We start from the raw sequence: 19,796 nt of genomic DNA on the forward strand, positions 1-19,796 counted from the left end.
TTGGGCGTCACAAGGCAGAGCCTTGCGACGAGTGGAGCGGGCGTTGGGAGAAGCTTTCGAGTCAAGTCATCCCGGACTTGATCCGGGATCCAGGAGATGCTGAGGACGCAAGCATTGTGCTGAACGTGGAGGAGATCCTTCGACTCTGCAGATGCTTGGCGCATCTGCGGCGCTCAGGATGACATCATGGTGGTGGGGAGGTACAGTATTGAAAGCAAGCCCCCAACCCGCTCCCCTGGAGAGGGGAGCTGTCGCGCAAGCGACTGAGGGGGGGACGAGCGCCCACAGCCAGCATTTGCACGTTGCAAACAAAGATGCAGAGCTACGTTGCGATGACAGGCGATATGCGTCTGTACAATGTAGAATAGAGACAAAACAACAGAAACAAACCAATGACTCGTTTTCCCTACGACCGGAATCTGCGTCCGTTGGCTCGGGCACTCCGGAAAAACATGACGAAGAGCGAGAGACGTCTGTGGACACATCTGCGACGGAAACAGCGTGGCTACACCTTCAACCAGCAGTTTATCATTGGGCGTTACATCGTGGATTTCTATGCGCGTCAGCTGCGTCTGGCGATTGAGGTGGATGGCGTTACGCATGACTATGAACAGGGCGATGGCTCTGACGCGGAACGACAGCGTGCACTGGAGGCGCTTGGGATCACTATGCTCCGATTTTCTTCAACGCGCATCTTTAAAGATTTGGAGCAGGTGCTGTATGAGATTGATGCTTGCATTGATGGCTGTGAGCGTAAAAGAAGAAGTCAGTGACTGTAGTGATTTTGTGCTGTGTGTACCAAACATCCCCCTTAATCCCCCTTCAGCGAAGGGGGAGACAAGTGGAAGGGCACGGCTTCAAGCTGCTCCCCTGGAGAGGGAAGCTGTCGCATTAGCGACTGAGGGGTGGATCTAAAGCAGCATTTCATGTGGAGGGGTCCCATGTGGAGGGGCCTCGGCCCGTGAGCCGCCTGCTTCTGCCAGGGAGGAAGCGATGGTCGTAGAGCGCATGCCGTGCCGATGGTGTAGGAGACCTTTCGACTCCTACCGACGGCTGTCGGTATGCGCTCAAGGTGACAAAAAGGGGAAAGGGAAGCATGTAAACCCATGGAATGCCTCCGGCGATCATTGAAGCCCGCTAAACAGATACGCGGGGAGAAGGACAGGATGAGGGGCCTATTCCGTTCGTTCATGGCGCGTATCCTCGCAAATACATTTTTCGGTAGTCGCTAACACTGAAGTGATTGGCGTTGTCAGAGGGACGAATGGATCCCGGATCAGCGGCGCCAAGAGCGCCTTGTCCGGTATGACTGCTTGGGGGGCATCACTTGCGATCTAACAGCTACCCATTTTTCCTATACATGCCTCGCACGCACTCGTAGCCCTTTCTGTCGCGTGACGCGTTCGCTCAGTGGCTCGGACAGATGGAGCGTGGTGAGCATGCGGGAACGGCGTCGAGATTTCTCCCTCCGACAGGGGGTGGGTGTCAGACAGTAGTCGGGAGTTAGGATGACGCTGAAGAGTGAGGTCTTGTGCCGAGTGTGTGGGAGATCCTTCGATGCGGCACCGGCTGTTGCCGCTGCCTTGCTCAGGATGACATCGTGATGGGAGGTACAGTATTGAACGCACGGCCTCAACCCGCTCCCCTGGAGAGGGGAACTGTCGCGTAAGCGACTGAGGGGTGGAATCGGCTACCGCCGCCGCTGAAGATGAGGCGGTGTGCGAAACAAGCGAGCCGATGGCGCGCCCCGAATCGAATTCGCGGTACAGGAACGCCCTCTGTGTAACATCCACGTGTCATTCATAGCACAGCCTACGCATCCGTCCATATCTTTCATATATTTTAGCGTTACACACAGGCCCCTCCACAGACCCGCTGCAACACATCATGACCGTTGTTTACCGTTTTGCTGCCCTGGTAGCGCTTTCGGCGCTGCTGCTTACCGGATGTGCCCCGCGTCCGGTGACTGATGACAGTACCGAGGCTGCCTCGGAGCCGACCTCCGACATCGAAGAGGCCGTCGAATCTGCTGAAGAGCTGGACGGCCTCTTCACCCTCTACCGTGACACGACCGACGGCTCGCTTCAGATGCTGATCCGCGAGGACCAGCTCGATGGCGAGTATGTCTACTTTACCTTTACCGAAGACGGCGCGCCCGTGGCCGGGCACTTTCGCGGCCAGTTTCGGGATAACGAGGTTTTCCGTCTGAAGCGCTACTACGACCGGATTGAGTTTGAACAGGTAAACACCTCGTTCTACTTCGATCCCGACAACGCCCTGAGCCGCGCCGCCGAGGCCAACATCAGCCCGGCGCGCCTGGCCTCGCAAGAGATCGTGGCGCAGGATACCACCGATGGCGGACGCTACCTCATCAATGCGGACGAGCTGTTCCTGAGCGAAGCGCTGCATCAGGTGAAGCCGACGCCGTCGCCCGGACAGCCGCCGACGGCCTTCTCGCTGGGCGGACTCAACAGCAGCAAGACGCGGTATGCGGATGTGCGTAACTATCCCGAAAACACGGACTTCATTGTCAACTACGTCTACGACAACCCGCAGCCCCTGTCGGGCGGCGGCGATGCGGTGACCGATGCGCGCTCGGTGGGCATTACCGTGCAGCACAGCCTCATTGAGATGCCCGACACCGATTACACGCCGCGCTTTGATGACCCGCGCGTGGGCTACTTCATGCAACAGGTCGACAATCAGACCTCCACGAGCGCCACGCCGTATCGTGACCTGATTAACCGCTGGCACCTTGAAAAGGAGGATCCCGAAGCGGAGCTTTCTGAGCCGGTCGAACCCATCGTATGGTGGATCGAAAACACCACGCCCGAAGAGATTCGTCCAACCATTCGCGAGGCCACGCTCGCCTGGAACGAGGCGTTCGAAGCCGCGGGCTTTGAGAACGCCATTGAGGTGAAGGTGCAGCCCGACAGCGCCGAGTGGGACGCGGGCGACATCCGCTACAACGTGCTGCGGTGGACGTCCTCGCCCACGCCTCCGTTTGGCGGCTACGGACCCAGCTTTGTGAATCCGCACACCGGGCAGATCCTGGGTTCCGACATCATGCTGGAGTTTGTGTACCTGACCAACCGCCTCCGCCAGCAGGATCTGTTTGATGCCGCCGCGCTCCCCAGCTGGGCGCAGCAGTCGCTCGCTGAGATGCAGGCCCACGCTGCCGAATCGGCCTCTGCCAATCACGCCGGATGCGCGCTGGGCACGACCATGCAACAGAATCTGTTGACGGGCTTGCAGGTGTTGCAGGCGCAGAATGCCTCCGAAATCGAGGTCACCGAATACGTAGAGCAGGGCCTCTACTACCTGATTCTGCACGAGGTGGGCCACACGCTCGGCCTCAACCACAACATGCAGGCCCACAACCTGCTCTCGCCCGAGGAACTGCAAGATCCCGAGGTCATTGCCGAGCAGGGACTCATCGGTTCGGTGATGGACTACCCGGCCGTGCATCTGACCGACGATGTGGATACGCAGGAGACGTTCTTCATCGATCGTCCGGGCGCGTATGACACGTGGGCTATCGAGTTTGGATACGATCCGGACCTCAACGACGAGAATCAGATGCAGGCGCACCTGAACCGCTCCACGGAGCCGGAGCTGGCCTTTGGCAACGACGCCGACGACATGCGGAGTCCGGGTAAGGGCATTGACCCGCGCGTGATGATCAATACGATCTCCAGCGACCCGGTCGAATACGCCGAGGGCCGCTTCGATATTCTGTCGGAGACGATGACCGAGCTGCTCGACAAGTACGACGAATCGGGCGACTCGTATGAGCCGCTCCGCAACGCGTATCTGGTCCTCACCGGCGAGATGGGCAGCATGGTGAACTCGGCCTCGCGCTTCATCGGCGGGGTGTACCGCGAACGCGCCATGATCGACCAGCCGGGCGCCACGCAGCCGTTCACGCCCGTGCCGCGCGCTGAGCAAGAGGCAGCGCTTGATCTACTGCGCACCCACCTGTTCGCGCCGGATGCGTTCGACATCCCGAACGAGATCTACAACCACCTGCAGCAGCAGCGCCGCGGATTCAACTTCTTCGGCACGACCGAAGACCCGAAAATCCACGCCCGCGCGCTCGCCATGCAGCGGATGGTGCTCGCGCACATTCTGCACCCCACGGTGCTCACGCGGATGACGGATGCGCGCCTCTACGGCAACGAGTATCCACTTGCCGAGTACATGGATGACCTCACGATGGCCATCTTCGAAGCCGACGCGGATGGCGACGTGAACACGTTCCGCCAGAACCTGCAGGTGGAGTACGTGCAGGCGCTTGCCAGCGTGCTGGATGAGGAGGAGAACGACAGCTACGACTACGTGGCACGCTCCGCCGCCCTGCGCAGCGTGCAGCAGATCAACGACATGATCGACGGCAAGACCGGCATCAACGCCGAAACCGAAGCCCACACCGCGCATCTGCAACATCTGATCGACGAGGTGCTGGACGCCTAATGTGCTCCTGTTGGTTCAAACACTACAACGCCCGCTTTCTTCTTCGGAGGGAGGCGGGCGCTTCTTTTGATACCACTGGAGCCAACGGTCCCCCGTTGGCGCGGCGTCGCGGCCCGAGACGCGTGAACTCGCCCGGGACGTCCGCTACGCTCCCAGTCCCGGGCTACTGTCGGCGTTCCGTGTCGGAGAAATCAGTAGCGGGGGGGGCGTCCCGCGCACGACGAGGAAGGCCGAGGACGCGAGCGGTGACGACAGTGGTCGGCAGGACACACGCCGGGAACGTCGCTGTGCTCCAGTCCCCGGCTACTACCTTAGGTATCAAGTCCCTTCTCCCGGGGGGAGAAGGACAGGATGAGGGGAATCCCACCCAGCAAATGGTGCTCACCTTGTGGCAAGGTACAACAGGCATGACCCGTCCCATCTCCCTACGCTCGCCGCAAGGCGCAACCAGCATGACTTACGGGTCTCCTCTTTGCCTTATGACGCTCCCGTTGAGGGGCTCCGTCCCGTCTGAGCTGTTGAGGATTGTAAGTAGATCCAGGTGGGGCCTCGTGCTAAGCCCGTAGGAGATCCTTCGGCGCCGCACCGGCTGTCGCCGCTGCTCTGCTCAGGATGACATCATGGTGGTGGGGGATGTGGGGGAAGGCGTAAACCACAAATCGCTCCTCTGGAGAAGGGAACTGTCGCGAACGCGACGGACGCGTGCACGCCTGCAACAAAAAGGTGGAGCACACACAGGGAGTGCTCACCATACGAACGAATAGGCTTTGGCAGACGTACCATTTCCGTAAACATGGTACTCCACACGACCCAGACACCCCATGGCTACCATTGCCCATCGCATAGAAGTTGATCCTGAGGTGCATCACGGCAAGCCCGTCATTGCAGGCACCCGGGTTCCTGTTCACATGGTGCTTGGCCTCTTGGGAGAAGGGGTCTCTATCAGCGAGATCATCAACGAGTACTACGACCACATCACACGTGAGGATGTCTTAGCCTGCATCCGGTACGCCCATACCGTTGTGCAAGAGGAAGAGGTCTATGCCACATCAAAGCCCGCCAGAAAGTGAGGAATCGAACCAGGAACCGGTGTTTCTTGCGGATGAATGCACATTTACGCAGACCGTTCGAATGATGCGAGCAGCAGGATGCACGGTACATCGTGTTCAAGATCTCGGTATGGCGGGCGCACCGGATGCCGAGGTCTACCAGACGGCCTTAGGTAAAGAAGCTGTTCTGGTGACGACCGATCGTGGGTTCGGCGATGTCCGCTCGTATCCTCCCTCATCCCATCACGGCATCATCGTACTCAACGTCTCTCCTGATCCAGGGCAAGTCCGCGCTGTGCATCGCACGTTAACGATGATGCTCCAAACGGAGACCTCGTTCGCCGGAACGCTCTTCATCGTCGATGGAAAGAAGTACAGGAAACGCAAGCAGCCCTAAAGCGGTCGGCACAAAGCACTCGGCTATGGAAAGCGCCCCCCCAATCAAGTCATCCCGGACTTGATCCGGGATCCAGAAGGTGCTGAGGTCGCAGGCATTGTGCTGAGCGTGTGGGAGATCCTTCCCCCGACAGTAGTCGGGGCGACGGCGGTCGGACTTTTCGTCTCCGTGGCGCATCTGCGCCGCTCAGGATGACATCGGGGTGGGGGGAGGTTCAGAGGGGAAGGTGCCCTCCAACCCGCTTCCCTGGAGAGGGAAGCTGTCGCGCCAGCGACTGAAGGGTGGATGTGCATGTGACGCCCGGGACGTCCGCTACGCTCCCAGTCCCGGGCTACTGTGGGCTTTCTGTGTCGGAGAAATCAGTAGCGCGGGACTGGCACGTCCCGCGCATGACGAGGAAGGGCGAGGACGCGAGCGAGCCCTGGCTACGGAAGCACCCTCATCAAGTCATCCCGGACTTGATCCGGGATCCAGGAGATGCTGAGGTCGCAGGCATTGTGCTGAGCGTGGAGGAGATCCTTCGACTCTGCAGATGCTTGGCGCATCTGCGCCGCTCAGGATGACATCGGGGTGGGGGGGGCGAAGGTGTAAACCCCAACCCGCTTCCCTGGAGAGGGAAGCTGTCGCGCCAGCGACTGAGGGGTGGATAAAGCTGCCGGAGACGCAACCGACCTTCGAAAGCACTCGGCACAACTCCCCCACCTAAGAGAATCGCCCACCTTCCCCCTAACCGTCCATCCCTCCACCCATCCATCCCTCCACCCCTGAACCCCGCATCCACACGCAATTCAACGAAACCGCAACGCATCCGTCTGATATATGATGCGGCATACGTTGTGCGGTGCATTACACCGTACACAACCACTTCTACTGACCTGCACTCACGCCCGCTCCCACTTTATGAGCACCTTTCGTGACCTTCTGGGCTATCTCCGCACGTACCGCCGGTACATCGGGCGCCGCATATACCTGGTGTTTGTGCTGACCATTGCCACGGCCTTTGCCCAGGGCTTCGGCATCACCATGCTCCTGCCGCTGCTGCGCGCCTCGCAGTCCGGCGGACCCGCCGAGGACATGGGCACCGCCGAGGAATTGCTCTACAGCTTCCTGGAGCTGCTGGGCATTGCCGACTCGATGGTGGGGATCTTGGGCCTGATTGCATTCATCTTTATTGCAAAAGGGGGCTTAGCATTTGCCAAGGGCGGATACATTGGCTACTTGCAGTCACGACTGCTGCGGGAGCTGAAAACCAAGCTCTTCGATGCCTACAGCCGCATGGATTACCGGTACTACATCAAGCAGAATGCCGGGCACTTCATCAATGTCATTAACGGGCAGGTGAACCAGTTCTTTCAGTCATTTCAGAACTTTACAGGTTTCCTGACACAGGCTGTCACGGCGATTAGCTACTTCGGTTTTGCGTTCTTCATTGCGTGGAACTTTGCGCTGATGGCGATTGGTGTGGGGCTCGTGCTGCTCTTCTTGTTTAAGTACCTGAACGCCTATGTGCGCCGCCTTTCGCGAATGCGCTCGCGCGAGATGAGTGAGCTCAATAAGCTGCTCGTGCAGTCGCTACAGTCGCTGAAGTATATCGTATCCACAAACCAGACCGCCCACCTGCGTACTGGCGTGCTGGGTAGTGTGAAGCGCCTCACCAGCTACATCTTTAAACAGCGCATTGCAGGAGCGTTTACCAGCTCGCTTAAAGAACCGGTGTCTGTGCTGCTGATCATTGGATTGATCATCGTGCAGGTCACGGTCTTTGAGGATCCGATTGCTCCGATCTTTGTTGCGCTCTTGCTCTTCCACCGGGGAATGCAGGCGATGATCTCTATTCAGAGCGGCTGGCAGCAGACGATGGATAAGATCGGCTCCGTTGAGATGGTCGATGACGAGTTCGACATGGTGCATAAGCACAGAGAAGAGACGGGATCGCATGTGCTGGAGCCACTCCACCGCTCCATCGAACTGGACAACGTGTCGTTTGCCTATGGGGAAGATGAAGACCATGCGCTGCGCGGTATTAGCCTGACTATCCCCGCCAACACCACCGTGGCCCTGGTGGGCGAGTCGGGCGCGGGTAAGTCGACGCTGGTCGATATGCTCACGCTGCTCCTAAAGCCGGATACCGGCACGGTGGAGATCGACGATGTGCCACACCCTGAGATCGACCTCAACTCATGGCGCTCGCAGATTGGCTACGTATCACAGGAGACGGTCGTCTTCGACGATACCATTGCCAACAACATCAGTCTCTGGCAGGGCAACATTGAGGACGATCCGGAGCTCCGCGATCGCATTCACGATGCCGCTAAGCGTGCCTACGCGCATCACTTCATTGAGGACCTGCCGAACGGCTACCAGACAGTCGTGGGCGACCGCGGCGTGCGGCTCTCGGGCGGACAACGCCAGCGGCTCTTTGTGGCGCGCGAGCTCTTTAAGCGTCCCAACCTGCTCATCTTAGACGAAGCCACAAGCGCGCTGGACACGGAGTCGGAGCGCTACATCCAGGACAGCATCGATGCGCTGAAAGGCGAGATGACGGTGGTGATCATCGCGCACCGCCTCTCTACCATCAAGAATGTGGACTACGTCTACGTTATGGACGAGGGCGAAGTCATCGAAGAAGGCCCCTACACGGACCTCCGCAACCACGACGGCTCCCGCTTTCAGGAGATGGTGGAGATGCAGCGGTTGTAGACTAACAAACCAACCCCCTCTGCCTGTCGGCATCTCCCCCTTGACTAAGGGGGAGAGTCTTAAAGTGTATGGTTATTCGGAGCTTATGAGAGCTGCACACTAACGCAACGAACCTCCAAACTCCCCTCCTACCGGCGCCAGCCGGAAAGGAGGGGTGCCCGAAGGGCGGGGTGGTCCCGTGCACCAGCCAAACAAATTGGTCTTGAGCCTATGCGATTACACAACCGTAAATCACTGAAGCAACGCCGCAAAGAGCTTCGCAACAGCGCAACACCTGCAGAGGCCCAGTTGTGGAACGCATTGAAGAAACGACAGCTTGCCGGACGCAAGTTCAGACGACAGCATAGCATCGGACCATACATCGTAGATTTCTACTGTCCAGATGAGCGTCTTGCGATCGAACTGGATGGCGCCTCGCACGATGGTCCACTCCGTAGCGAATATGATGCAGAGCGACAGGCGTACTTGGAAGCAAAAGACATTCGTGTCATTCGTTTTGAGAACAAGCAGGTGTTTGAGGATCCAGACGGGGTGCTGGCGTACATCGAGAAGCAGTTTCGTGAGTGATAGGGATCCAACCCCCTCTGCCTGTCGGGCTTCGCCGAAGGCGTGATCCTGTGGACATCTCCCCCTTGGCTAAGGGGGAGAGTTTCGAGGTGTATGTTCATTCGGAGCTTATGGGAACTGAACGCCAAGGCGGCGATCTACCAAACTCCCTTCCTACCGGTGTCAGCCGGAAAGATCGCTTCACCCAGCTTCTCCGCGATGACAGGCAGTGCTCGGTTGTTGCTGTGCGGGTCTGGTGTCGGCTCATGAGTCAGAACGATCCCGGTGTTTTTTTGATGGCCTGCATGACATCACTAATAGAGGCGTCCTGCAGGCGCTCGCGCCGCTCAGCAGTATAATCTCCATCTCCCGTCGTAAATTGGTGGATAAACCGAGCCGTGTCCGACGGGCCCAATTCACGCGTCAAAACCCGGATGGCTTCTTCATTGATCTGATTCAGTGGTTTGGTGTTAACTTTCATGGTGATACCACCCTGTGGATTATTAGATTGGTTGTGCGTTGTTGTGCGCAGGAGATGTACCCGTTGCGCTCAATGCGTTGCGTAATCCTCGACCCATTCTACGGGAGTGAGCACCCGAGTGTCTTGGGTCTTAGAACCTGTTTTGATATGCCGTTAGAGGCGGCTAAGGGCCAATCGTAGTGACGCGAGCCGGACCATGCACGGCTGCTGCCAGGTGCACGGCATCAACAGCTCCAATTCCCAGCTGTGAGTACTCCCGTGCCTTCTTTTCGACGGATGCTGTAACTTCTATAGTGTCTGTGGCAAGGGAAAGTACGTCATATGCAAACGCACGGCGTCTGGGATGTGGATTGTTCTCAGTTTCAACAAGCAGTATCTCACTGGAGAGAAGTTCTATCTCACCGTTCTCGACGTGTTCAATAATTGCAAGAACAGCCTCCGATTCCAGCGCAATACGAAGCTGGGTCTGGTCATCGAAGGGACGCTGGATAGCACACGTGTCAAGGTAGATCGTCATGCCTTGTAAGGTAGCTCTTCAGTAAAGAAGAGAAGATACTTAATTTGGTAGTGGATAGACCTTAAGTGATAGCCCTCTGATAAAAACGTTGACTGGGGCGAACGGTCCTCCGTTCGTCCGCGCCGGAGACGTCCGCGCCAGTCGGCGCTCCCAGTCTCCGGCTACTGTCATGTTTCCTACATCACTTAGCATTGAACCGCTACCCTTAATTTATGTCGTGGGTGTTTACAAAAGCGATTCAATTCAGGTTCTCGTATCCATGACCCGCTCGTCGCAAGGCACAACCAGCATGACCTGCGGCCCCTCCGCCTTGTGACGGTGCCCTTTAGGGGCTCCGCCCCGTGCATATTGTCGGGGATGCAGAGAAGACTTAGCATACGCAGGAGTGTCGACGGCCGAAGGAGAGAGGGGGGATGCCGCACGTGCAGGGACGGCGTGTAGGAGATCCTTCGGCGCTGCACCGGCTGTCGCCGTTGCTCTGCTCAGGATGACATCATGGTGATGGGGAGGTTCGGAGGAGAAGGCACAACCCCCAACGGCTCCTCTGGGGAGGGGAGCTGTCGCGCAAGCGACTGAGAGGTGGGCACGTCCCGCACGTGACGAGGAGCGTTGGAAATGCAAGCGAGATTCGGAAGTTTGCGGCAGGGTAGACGCCTGGATCCTGGATCTCCGTTCGCAAGCTCACTGCGTCCAGGGTGACACCCGAGTGGGGGCATTGAGTATAACATAAAGTTCAGCACCACGTACCAATGTGTCATCCCGGACAAGGTGCCCCTGGCACCGCTGATCCGGGATCCATTCCCTGGCTAAGGTTGCTTTGCTTACGCTCGTCGCAAGGCACAATCAGCATGACCTATGGCCCCTCTGCCCCGTCCAGATACCGCCGGGGATGCAAGCGGTACCGACGACAGTGGTCGGCACAGGTTACCCGGCTATGGAGGCGAGTGAAGCGTCGTGCTGAGCGTGTGGGAGATCCTTCCCCCCGACAGGAGTCTGGGGCGACGGCGGTCGGACTTTTCATCTCTGTGATGCATCTGCGGCGCTCAGGATAACATCATGGTGGGGGGCAGGTTCGGACAGGAAGGCACAACCCCCAACCCGCTCCCCTGGAGAGGGGAGCGGTCGCGTCAGCGACTGAGGGGTGGGTGCGCATGCGACGCCCGAGACGTCCTTCCGACCGCTGTCGGAATACCCGTCTCAGGCTAACTGTCCCTCAAACGGATATATCAGTAGCGCGGGACCCTCACGCCCACGTCTTCTTATACGGGAAGGCACCACGTATCGCATCCCCCAGCACCCCTATTTTCAGTACATGGACGTTCCGTATCAAACCATCCTCGTCACCGGCGGCTGTGGATTCATTGGGTCGGCCCTCGTGCGGCATCTGATTCGCACCACCGACGCCCAGGTCGTGAACGTGGATGCGCTCACCTATGCCGGACATCCTTCCACCGTCGCACCGGTCGCGGATTCGGAGCGCTACACGTTTCTCCAGGCTGACATTGCCGACCGGGAGGCCATGCGGCAGGCGTTCGACACGCACGAGCCCGATGCGGTGATGCACCTGGCGGCAGAGTCGCATGTGGACCGCTCCATCGACGGCTCGGATGCGTTCTTGCAGACGAACATCGTGGGCACGCACACGCTTCTGGAGGTGACGCGGGCGTATCTGGACGCGGCGGATGCAGACGATTGGTTTCGGTTTTTGCACGTCTCCACCGATGAGGTGTACGGCGAGCTGGGTGATACGGGGTACTTCACCGAAGAGACGCCCTACGACCCACGCTCACCCTACTCGGCCACGAAAGCGGCATCGGATCACCTCGTGCGCGCCTGGCACCACACCTACGGCGTGCCCACGCTCATCACCAACTGCTCGAATAACTACGGACCCTACCAGTACCCGGAGAAGCTTATGCCGGTGGTGATTCTGAAGGCATTGCAGCAGGAGCCCATTCCGGTCTACGGCACCGGCGAGAACATACGCGACTGGCTGTTTGTGGAGGACCATGTGCGTGCGCTGTGCCGGGTGCTGGCCGACGGCACCGTCGGCGAAACATACAACATTGGCGGACACAACGAGAAGCAGAACATCGACGTTGTTCACGCAATCTGTGACATCTTAGACACCCTGCAGCCGGGGGCGGACTTGTCTTCCTACTGCGATCTCATTACCTTCGTAACCGATCGTCCCGGCCATGACCACCGCTACGCCATCGACGCCTCGAAGATTGAACGCGACCTGGGCTGGACGCCTGACGAAGACTTCGCAAGTGGCCTCCAGAAGACCGTTCAGTGGTATCTCGCCCACATCGACTGGTGCGAGACGGTGACGGCCGATACGTATGATCTGGGGCGACTGGGGACGGCGAGTTGATATATTTCAAACCTATCCCTTCGGGCTTCGCTGAAGGCATGATTCTCTGGATGTCTCCCCCTTGGAAAAGGGGGAGAAACCCGAAGGGAGAGGGGGTTTGATCTAATGAGCGGTGATTAAAGCATCCATACCAAAAAAACACGATTGGGGGTGCGCATGAAGTTACACAACCGAAAATCACTGAAGCAACGCCGCAAAGAGCTCCGCAACAATGCCACACCCGCTGAAGTCCAGTTGTGGAGTGCGCTAAAAAAGAGACAGCTCGCCGGACGCAAGTTCAGACGCCAGCATAGCATTGGGCCATACATCGTGGATTTCTACTGTCCAGGTGAGCGTCTTGCCGTTGAGTTAGATGGTGCCTCGCACGACGACCCGCTTCGTAGCGAATATGACGCAGAGCGACAGACATATTTAGAGGCAAAAGACATTCGTGTCATTCGTTTTGAGAACAAGCAGGTGTTTGAGGATCCAGACGGGGTATTGACATACATTAAAAAGCAGTTTGATGAGTAACGTGAACAACCCCCTCTGCCTTTCGGGCTTCGCCGAAGGCGTGATCCTGTGGACATCTCCCCCTTGGCTAAGGGGGAGAGTTTTGCGGTGTAGGTTACTCCTAAATCATTGAAAACCCAACACCAACGCGACGAACCTCCAAACTCCCCCTCTTACCGGCGATAGCCGGAAAGGAGGGGTGCTCCGACAACTGTCGGGGCGGGGTGGTCTCAACTTTACGTTGCACACTGATCTTCTCCATACACAATACACTTCATGAAAGGCATTATCCTCGCTGGAGGAAGCGGTACGCGGCTGTATCCGGTGACGCACGCGGTGTCGAAACAGCTTCTGCCTGTGCACGACAAACCGATGATCTACTACCCGCTGTCGGTGTTGATGCTGGCGGGGATTCGGGATATTCTCATCATCACCACGCCGCACGACCAGGAGGCGTTTCAGCGCTTGCTGGGCGATGGGTCGCACATTGGGGTGAACCTGCAGTACGAAGTACAGCCGGAGCCGAAGGGGCTTGCGCAGGCCTTTACGATCGGAGCCGACTTTATTGGTAATGATGATGTCGCGCTCATTTTGGGCGATAACATTTTCTACGGACAGGGCTTCGGTCCCATTCTGAAAGACACGGTCGCTGACTTAGACGGTGCAACGGTTTTCGGCTACCGCGTGCGCGATCCCAAGCGTTTCGGCGTCGTTGAGGTGGATGCGGAGGGCCGGGCGTTATCGATTGAGGAGAAGCCCGACAATCCCAAGAGCAACATCGCAGTAACCGGACTTTACTTCTACGACAACCGCGTTGTGGACATTGCGCAGACCGTTGATCCCTCCGATCGTGGCGAACTGGAGATCACGTCGGTAAACAAGCGATATCTGCAGCACAATGCGCTACACGTACGCACGCTGGGCCGCGGGTACGCCTGGCTCGATACCGGTACCCACGAGGCGATGAGTGAGGCTTCGCGCTTTGTGGAGATCATTGAGCGGCGTCAGGGCCTGAAGATCGCCTGCATTGAAGAGGTGGCCTGGCGGCAGGGGTGGATCAGTGACAGCGATCTGCGTGAGCAGGCAGAGGAATTGCGAAAAACGCAGTATGGGGAATACCTCCGTAAGTTAGGTGACTCTGAAATCCATGGATAGTACGCTGGAGCGAGTAGAGGTTATAGATCTTCCGAAAGTCAAAGACGAACGTGGCAATCTGACGTTTGTGGAGAACGGAGATCTCCCGTTTGAGATGAAACGCGTCTACTGGATCTACGATGTTCCAGGCGGACAAGAGCGAGGCGGCCACGCATTTAAACGCCAGCAGGAGGTGATTGTCGCGCTTTCTGGAAGCTTTAGTGTGAAGGTGAACGACGGAAAACAAAACGCCACGTACAATCTGAATAGGTCGTATTATGGGTTGTACGTCCCTAACGGGCTGTGGCGCCATATGGAAGACTTTAGCACCAACGCGGTGGCTTTTGTCATTGCCTCTACATGCTACGACGAAGATGACTATGTGCGCGATTTCAATCTTTTCAAGGAAAAAGCAGAATGAAGGTACGCCCTAATCTAATTATCCCAGGGTTTCCTAAAAGTGGTACAAGCAGCCTCTACCACTACCTCAGCCAGCATCCCGATATTGATGGCATTAAGGGAAAAGAGCCGCACGTCTTTTCGAAGGCGAGACAGTTTGAGAGAAGAGAAGAAGTATTCAGGCGTCAATTTGATACCTCAACGCGGTTTAGGTACCGAATGGAGGCAAGTACGACATATATGATCACACCAGAAGCGCCTGAACGTATTGAACGTACAGTACCAGATCCCAAGTTCATTATTATCGCTCGTGATCCGATTGAGCGCGTGTTCTCGCACTTCAACTGGCTCTGGTGCATGGGGCAGATTGAAAATGACTTTCGTACTGAGATTCTGAAATGGGAGGAGAAGCCATATCATCCCGATGTCCACTTCGGAGGCAATTACAAGAATTATGTGGCCTTCTCAAGATATGGAGAGCAGTTCCAGCGATATCTGGATGTGTTTGAGCGAGATCAGATTCTTTACCTGACAACGGAGTCTCTAAAAACGTCTACCGAGACCGTCCTGCATAAGTGCCTCGATTTTCTTAACTTGGATCCTATTGAGGGAATTGACACACGCCGTCAGAACGTGACGAAGAAAAATGAAGTCGTCACGGCTCCTAATTTTTTGATCCGACTCCGACAAGCACTGCCCGACGTTCTTTTTTCTCTTCCTGCTGTTAGTTATGTGAAGAAGTGGTTCACCAAAACGTATGAGCCTAAGGTTTTTGGCGTAGAGGAAGAGCAACTTGTGTATGATCTAATGGAGGATGATATCAGGTTGCAAGAGCGCCTGGGACTCTTGTCAGATGAGTGGAAGACGACACAGAAATACCTGTAAGATGGAGCACCGGACGTCAGTTGAAAACTGCGAGATCGTATCGATCCCGAAAGTTAGTGACCGCCGCGGCAACCTGAGTGTTGTCCAGCATGACGATGGGTTGCCATTTGAAGTACAGCGGGTGTTCTATATCTATGACATTCCCAGTGGAAAGAGCCGGGGGGAGCATGCACACTACGAATGCCACCAGCTTCTCATTGCTGCAAGTGGAAGCTTTTGTGTTCGGCTCGATGATGGAGCAGACACCAAGACCGTAGAACTTCGTCGTCCAGGCCAGGGGCTACACATTCCACCTGGCATCTGGGCGGGAGAACGAGACTTTTCAGGAGGCGCGGTGTGTCTGGTGTTGGCCTCTCACTTTTACGACGAAGCTGACTACATCCGTGACTACGATGCCTTCCTCGATTACGCTGCAAAACAATGATCCACGAAACGGCTGATGTGCAAACCGAGGCTATTGGGGACGGCACGACCATCTGGCAGTTCTGTGTGGTGCTACCTGGTGCCCAGATTGGCGCCCGGTGTAACATCAACTGCCACGTCTTTATCGAGAATGATGTTGTGATTGGGAATGATGTGACGGTCAAAAGCGGCGTGCAGGTGTGGGACGGAATCACACTGAAAGACCAGGTCTTCGTGGGGCCGAATGCGACGTTCACAAACGACGCTGCGCCACGCTCGAAGCAGCACCCCGAGGCGTTTGAGCGAACTATTGTAGAGCAGGGGGCATCAATTGGAGCGAATGCTACGATCCTCCCCGGGCTCCGCATCGGGCATCACGCAATGATTGGAGCAGGTGCTGTCTTGACCAAAGATGCCCCGCCTCATACGGTGTGGTTTGGTAATCCTGCCAAACATCGCGGCTATGTCACAAGAGACAAAACCATGCTTGGTCCCAATCTCGTAGACGAAGATGGCAACCAATACATCCTTGAAGAAGAAACGCCCGTCCTGCAATGATCAAGTTCTTAGATCTACAAGCCATCAATGCTACATACCAAGACGAACTTCATGAGGCCGCACGCCGCGTGATCGATTCGGGGTGGTATCTGCTTGGCAGCGAGGTGGGCGCATTTGAGGAAGAGTTTGCACAGTTTGTAGGTGCGTCTCAGGCCATTGGTGTTGGAAATGGACTGGATGCCCTGCGGGTCATTCTTCGCGCCTACAAAGAGCTTGGCGCGATGGAAGATGGCGACGAGGTAATCGTACCGGCCAATACGTACATTGCATCGATTCTGGCGATTACAGACAATGATCTAACGCCTGTTCTTGTGGAGCCCGATCCGGCATCCTACAACATCGATCCGGTTCGTATCGAGGCCAAGATCACGGATCGCACCCGGGCAGTGATGATCGTGCATCTGTACGGGCAGAACGCCTACACCAACCAGATCGGCGAACTGTGCGAGACCCACGACCTCAAGCTGATCGAGGACGCTGCGCAGTCGCACGGGGCGTACTTTCAGGAAGCCCGCACAGGAGCACTCGGCGATGCTGCCGGATTTAGCTTCTATCCAGGGAAGAACCTGGGGGCACTGGGGGATGCGGGGGCAATTACCACAGATGATGACGAGCTGGCCGAGACATGCCGCACACTGGCCAACTACGGGTCGGAGGTGAAGTACGAAAACAAGTACCAGGGCTACAACACGCGTCTTGATGAGATGCAGGCTGCCTTCCTTCGCGTGCGATTGCAGCATCTCCCTGAGGAGAACCAGCGTCGTCGCGAGATTGCGCAGCAGTACCTGAGCGGGATTGAGCATCCTGATGTGGCCCTCCCGACGGTATATGACTTCAGTGGGCCAGACAATGGGCCCGCTACTGTCGATTCATCTGCCAAACCGGTAACTGATGTGGATTCCCACGTATGGCACCTCTTTGTGTCGCGTCATGCGGAGCGGGATGAGCTTCGGGCGTATCTTGATGAGCAAGGCGTTCAGACCCTTATTCATTACCCGATTCCTCCGCATCACCAGGAGGCCTATGCAGACTGGAAGGAGAAGGACCTTCCAATCACTGAGCAGATTCATGAAGAGGTGTTCAGTCTGCCGATGGGGCCGCATCTCACGGATGCTGAAGTGAATGAAGTCATCAAGGCTGTCAATAGCTATCCTGCCGCAGAGTAAACCCGATTGCACGTATGCCGTCCGAAGTAGAAATGCTGGACTTCGAAGCGTTCAAGGAGCGCTACGAGAAGGTGCCTGTTGAAGAGTACCCAAACAACGTACGTGAGGCCGTTCCTGACCCTGTGGTTTCGGTTCACCTCCTGACCTACAACCATGCCGACTACATACGGGAGGCAATCGAGAGCGTCCTCATGCAAGAGGTGGATTTTCCGATGGAAATCGTCTTAGGGGACGACGACTCCTCCGACGGCACGCGCGAGATCTGCATTGAATACGCCGAGCAGTACCCCGACCTGATTCGTCTGCAGCTCCACCACCGCGAGAATAACATCCACCTGCACGGCAGACCCACACACCTTTTCCAGTACTGGTATAACACGTTCAGTGCGCGAGGCAAATACATTGCAATTCTGTCGGGAGATGACTATTGGACGGATCCGTTGAAACTACAAAAGCAGCATGACTTCTTGCAGGCAAACAGTGAATATGCCCTCTCCTTCCATGATGCTAAAGTGGCCGCCGACAAAGGAAAGGTGGTCAGTGAGTCAAAAACGCCAGACGAGAACAAGCGAGACTTCTCCTCCGAAGATATGATGAGTGGAGCATATTTTCCTGCGCTTTCTCTATTCGTACTGAACATATTTGAGCAAGTACCAGAGAAACTCATTTTCTGTATCAATGAAGATAAAGTGACAATAAGTTTACTTGCCAGGTATGGCAAAGGTCATTTCCAAGAAGAGATTGACCCTGCAGTGTATCGCGTTCATGATAGTAGTATCTGGAGTTCAAAAACTCCTCTAATTCGAGTAAAAGCGAATAATGATACACTAAAAAATATGCTATCAGTTTGTGATGACAGAAGTACAAGAGAAGACATCGAAAGCAAAATATTAGGCTCCTGTGTTAGTCTGGTATCAAGACTAGTCTTCGCATGTGAGGTTGCGAAAGCCCTAAAAGAATTAACCGATACATTAATCCTGTTTGCAAAAAGAAAAAAGTTGTTTAACATGTTCTTGTTATTAAGTAATCTAACTCGATTTTTAGGAGGTAGCATAAAGAATTGCATTCGAGCTAAATACTGGAGACTCATTCAGAAACTCGGTATGAGTGCTAAACCACAAACCCGATAGATAAAAAATACTAGGCATGCAAATGTAAAAAACTTAGCAAGTACGAAAATATATACACTCGATGGTAATTAGGTAAACCAAAAAGCATGATACAAGAGGCTAAACAAGAGATTTTCTCACTTGCAACACAGTTCGCTTTGTGCGATGTCGAAGACACGATAGTTGTCAGTGGAGCACCCCGTTCAGGTACAACCTGGCTGGCTGAGTTGCTACGGGAACTCCCTAGCTACAAGATGCTGAATGAGCCTCTCAACATAAGTAGCTCAGCGCTCACTAAAGACATTGAAGGTGTTCAGTGGCGGACGTATTTGGAAAAGGGCACAAGCTTCCCTGAACTCCACACTGCACTTTATAGAGCACTGACTGGAGATGTCGATGCACTGTGGATGTGGCGCTTCCATTCTGATCGTCCTTCTCTCATGTTGTATGAGCATTTAAGTCATCAGAAGCTCGTCGTGAAAATCATTAGAGCGAGTCGTATGCTAGGTTGGTTATCTGATTCTTTTCCGGTTCGTGCCATTGTCCACACGTTCCGTCATCCGTGTGCCGTTGTGGCGTCGCAGATGAACTATAAGGCTGTATGGAGCAAAGCTTCGCCCCCCTCTGCTAGAGAAATGCGAGACGAACTTGGAGCTGGACTTCCTGATAAAATCTGGAAAGAGATCCAACCTGCTACTCAGTACATGCGTACAGCCGCAGGAACACTGGCTCTCGTTTGGGCAATTGATGCTCTCTGTGTCCTTCAATACCCAGTACACAGGCCTTTCGTAGTAACGACCTACGAAGATCTTTTACTTGATACAAAGAGGGAGGTCAAGAGAATTCTTGACTTGATCAACGAACTCGTACCCCAAAATATGCTTGAGCGCTTCGAGGTGCCGAGCCATTCCGCATCACAAAGTCTTGAGACAGGGAATGTTAGCAAGCAACTTGTGAAGTGGAAAGATATTCTTTCTACCGATCAGATAGATGAAGTGTTGACCATAACTCAGCAAGTCGGCATCGAATTTTATACAGAGCAGCCTATGCCAGAACAACCCTTTCTGCGTGAGCAAGTCAAACCTGCTCAATAGACTGCGCTTCGCGTAAA

18 protein-coding genes are annotated in these 19,796 nt (G+C 55.7%); 16 read left to right on the forward strand and 2 right to left on the reverse strand.

The genetic code is table 11. The features are described 5' to 3' along the window. Positions 1–392: 392 nt before the first annotated feature. The 6 genes from CRI93_RS09385 to CRI93_RS09410 all read left to right on the forward strand — a co-directional run bounded on the left by CRI93_RS09385 (position 393) and on the right by CRI93_RS09410 (position 9,186). The gene (locus CRI93_RS09385; RefSeq protein WP_098062378.1) at positions 393–773 is read left to right on the forward strand and encodes an endonuclease domain-containing protein; all 381 of its coding nucleotides are present in this window, start codon (positions 393–395) and stop codon (positions 771–773) included. A gap of 1,114 nt (positions 774–1,887) precedes the next feature. After that, complete coding sequence (locus CRI93_RS09390) at positions 1,888–4,473, forward strand: zinc-dependent metalloprotease (protein ID WP_098062379.1); 2,586 nt, start codon at positions 1,888–1,890, stop codon at positions 4,471–4,473. Between the two features lie 821 nt (positions 4,474–5,294). Next, on the forward strand, positions 5,295–5,543 hold the full coding sequence (locus CRI93_RS09395; protein WP_098062380.1) for a DUF433 domain-containing protein: 249 nt from the start codon (positions 5,295–5,297) through the stop codon (positions 5,541–5,543). Continuing rightward, on the forward strand, positions 5,515–5,919 hold the full coding sequence (locus CRI93_RS09400; RefSeq protein ID WP_141491649.1) for a DUF5615 family PIN-like protein: 405 nt from the start codon (positions 5,515–5,517) through the stop codon (positions 5,917–5,919). The genes CRI93_RS09395 and CRI93_RS09400 overlap by 29 nt, the downstream gene beginning before the upstream one ends. Positions 5,920–6,819: 900 nt before the next feature. Beyond that, complete coding sequence (locus CRI93_RS09405) at positions 6,820–8,619, forward strand: ABC transporter ATP-binding protein (protein WP_098062382.1); 1,800 nt, start codon at positions 6,820–6,822, stop codon at positions 8,617–8,619. 210 nt (positions 8,620–8,829) lie between these two features. Beyond that, positions 8,830–9,186: an endonuclease domain-containing protein gene (locus CRI93_RS09410; protein ID WP_098062383.1), complete on the forward strand. Its 357-nt coding sequence runs from the start codon at positions 8,830–8,832 to the stop codon at positions 9,184–9,186. A gap of 250 nt (positions 9,187–9,436) precedes the next feature. Here CRI93_RS09410 and CRI93_RS09415 read toward each other — a convergent pair whose 3' ends face one another. Both CRI93_RS09415 and CRI93_RS15155 read right to left on the reverse strand, forming a co-directional pair. After that, positions 9,437–9,646 (reverse strand): hypothetical protein, encoded by a 210-nt coding sequence (locus tag CRI93_RS09415; protein WP_098062384.1) that lies wholly within the window; start codon positions 9,644–9,646, stop codon positions 9,437–9,439. Positions 9,647–9,809: 163 nt separating this feature from the next. Then, entirely contained in the window at positions 9,810–10,163 is a 354-nt protein-coding gene (locus tag CRI93_RS15155) for a PIN domain-containing protein (RefSeq protein ID WP_141491650.1), read from the reverse strand. 1,312 nt (positions 10,164–11,475) lie between these two features. Here CRI93_RS15155 and rfbB point away from each other — a divergent pair. From rfbB to CRI93_RS09470, 10 genes are all read left to right on the forward strand, one after another. Then, positions 11,476–12,540: a dTDP-glucose 4,6-dehydratase gene (gene rfbB / locus CRI93_RS09425; protein ID WP_098062386.1), complete on the forward strand. Its 1,065-nt coding sequence runs from the start codon at positions 11,476–11,478 to the stop codon at positions 12,538–12,540. A gap of 156 nt (positions 12,541–12,696) precedes the next feature. Further along, complete coding sequence (locus CRI93_RS09430; RefSeq protein WP_098062387.1) at positions 12,697–13,053, forward strand: endonuclease domain-containing protein; 357 nt, start codon at positions 12,697–12,699, stop codon at positions 13,051–13,053. A 255-nt stretch (positions 13,054–13,308) separates the two neighbouring features. Beyond that, complete coding sequence (gene rfbA, locus CRI93_RS09435) at positions 13,309–14,187, forward strand: glucose-1-phosphate thymidylyltransferase RfbA (protein WP_098062388.1); 879 nt, start codon at positions 13,309–13,311, stop codon at positions 14,185–14,187. Further along, on the forward strand, positions 14,180–14,587 hold the full coding sequence (locus CRI93_RS09440) for a sugar 3,4-ketoisomerase (RefSeq protein ID WP_098062389.1): 408 nt from the start codon (positions 14,180–14,182) through the stop codon (positions 14,585–14,587). The genes rfbA and CRI93_RS09440 overlap by 8 nt, the downstream gene beginning before the upstream one ends. Next, on the forward strand, positions 14,584–15,450 hold the full coding sequence (locus CRI93_RS09445; RefSeq protein ID WP_098062390.1) for a sulfotransferase domain-containing protein: 867 nt from the start codon (positions 14,584–14,586) through the stop codon (positions 15,448–15,450). The genes CRI93_RS09440 and CRI93_RS09445 overlap by 4 nt, the downstream gene beginning before the upstream one ends. Before the next feature lies 1 nt (position 15,451). Continuing rightward, positions 15,452–15,874 carry a sugar 3,4-ketoisomerase gene (locus tag CRI93_RS09450; RefSeq protein WP_098062391.1) on the forward strand — a complete coding sequence of 141 codons (423 nt, stop codon included), beginning with the start codon at positions 15,452–15,454 and terminating at the stop codon, positions 15,872–15,874. Next, positions 15,871–16,410 carry an acyltransferase gene (locus CRI93_RS09455; protein ID WP_098062392.1) on the forward strand — a complete coding sequence of 180 codons (540 nt, stop codon included), beginning with the start codon at positions 15,871–15,873 and terminating at the stop codon, positions 16,408–16,410. Before CRI93_RS09450 ends, CRI93_RS09455 begins: the two co-directional genes overlap by 4 nt. Beyond that, positions 16,407–17,576 (forward strand): DegT/DnrJ/EryC1/StrS family aminotransferase, encoded by a 1,170-nt coding sequence (locus CRI93_RS09460; RefSeq protein WP_098062393.1) that lies wholly within the window; start codon positions 16,407–16,409, stop codon positions 17,574–17,576. Before CRI93_RS09455 ends, CRI93_RS09460 begins: the two co-directional genes overlap by 4 nt. Positions 17,577–17,590: 14 nt before the next feature. After that, positions 17,591–18,706 carry a glycosyltransferase family 2 protein gene (locus CRI93_RS09465; RefSeq protein WP_098062394.1) on the forward strand — a complete coding sequence of 372 codons (1,116 nt, stop codon included), beginning with the start codon at positions 17,591–17,593 and terminating at the stop codon, positions 18,704–18,706. An 86-nt stretch (positions 18,707–18,792) separates the two neighbouring features. Continuing rightward, on the forward strand, positions 18,793–19,779 hold the full coding sequence (locus CRI93_RS09470) for a sulfotransferase (RefSeq protein ID WP_098062395.1): 987 nt from the start codon (positions 18,793–18,795) through the stop codon (positions 19,777–19,779). Positions 19,780–19,796 lie beyond the last annotated feature (17 nt).

Source organism: Longimonas halophila (genome assembly GCF_002554705.1).
GTDB classification, from domain to species: Bacteria; Bacteroidota; Rhodothermia; order Rhodothermales; family Salinibacteraceae; genus Longimonas; species Longimonas halophila.

Excerpts from the sequence above, each read along its gene's own strand:
- CRI93_RS09415 (WP_098062384.1), bottom strand. The coding sequence starts at position 9,646 with ATGAAAGTTAACACCAAACCACTGAATCAGATCAATGAAGAAGCCATC.
- CRI93_RS09440 (WP_098062389.1), top strand. The coding sequence starts at position 14,180 with ATGGATAGTACGCTGGAGCGAGTAGAGGTTATAGATCTTCCGAAAGTC.
- CRI93_RS09410 (WP_098062383.1), top strand. The coding sequence starts at position 8,830 with ATGCGATTACACAACCGTAAATCACTGAAGCAACGCCGCAAAGAGCTT.
- CRI93_RS09430 (WP_098062387.1), top strand. The coding sequence starts at position 12,697 with ATGAAGTTACACAACCGAAAATCACTGAAGCAACGCCGCAAAGAGCTC.
- CRI93_RS09385 (WP_098062378.1), top strand. The coding sequence starts at position 393 with ATGACTCGTTTTCCCTACGACCGGAATCTGCGTCCGTTGGCTCGGGCA.
- CRI93_RS09405 (WP_098062382.1), top strand. The coding sequence starts at position 6,820 with ATGAGCACCTTTCGTGACCTTCTGGGCTATCTCCGCACGTACCGCCGG.
- rfbB (WP_098062386.1), top strand. The coding sequence starts at position 11,476 with ATGGACGTTCCGTATCAAACCATCCTCGTCACCGGCGGCTGTGGATTC.
- CRI93_RS09445 (WP_098062390.1), top strand. The coding sequence starts at position 14,584 with ATGAAGGTACGCCCTAATCTAATTATCCCAGGGTTTCCTAAAAGTGGT.
- CRI93_RS15155 (WP_141491650.1), bottom strand. The coding sequence starts at position 10,163 with ATGACGATCTACCTTGACACGTGTGCTATCCAGCGTCCCTTCGATGAC.
- CRI93_RS09470 (WP_098062395.1), top strand. The coding sequence starts at position 18,793 with ATGATACAAGAGGCTAAACAAGAGATTTTCTCACTTGCAACACAGTTC.
- CRI93_RS09400 (WP_141491649.1), top strand. The coding sequence starts at position 5,515 with ATGCCACATCAAAGCCCGCCAGAAAGTGAGGAATCGAACCAGGAACCG.
- rfbA (WP_098062388.1), top strand. The coding sequence starts at position 13,309 with ATGAAAGGCATTATCCTCGCTGGAGGAAGCGGTACGCGGCTGTATCCG.
- CRI93_RS09455 (WP_098062392.1), top strand. The coding sequence starts at position 15,871 with ATGATCCACGAAACGGCTGATGTGCAAACCGAGGCTATTGGGGACGGC.
- CRI93_RS09450 (WP_098062391.1), top strand. The coding sequence starts at position 15,452 with ATGGAGCACCGGACGTCAGTTGAAAACTGCGAGATCGTATCGATCCCG.
- CRI93_RS09460 (WP_098062393.1), top strand. The coding sequence starts at position 16,407 with ATGATCAAGTTCTTAGATCTACAAGCCATCAATGCTACATACCAAGAC.
- CRI93_RS09465 (WP_098062394.1), top strand. The coding sequence starts at position 17,591 with ATGCCGTCCGAAGTAGAAATGCTGGACTTCGAAGCGTTCAAGGAGCGC.
- CRI93_RS09390 (WP_098062379.1), top strand. The coding sequence starts at position 1,888 with ATGACCGTTGTTTACCGTTTTGCTGCCCTGGTAGCGCTTTCGGCGCTG.
- CRI93_RS09395 (WP_098062380.1), top strand. The coding sequence starts at position 5,295 with ATGGCTACCATTGCCCATCGCATAGAAGTTGATCCTGAGGTGCATCAC.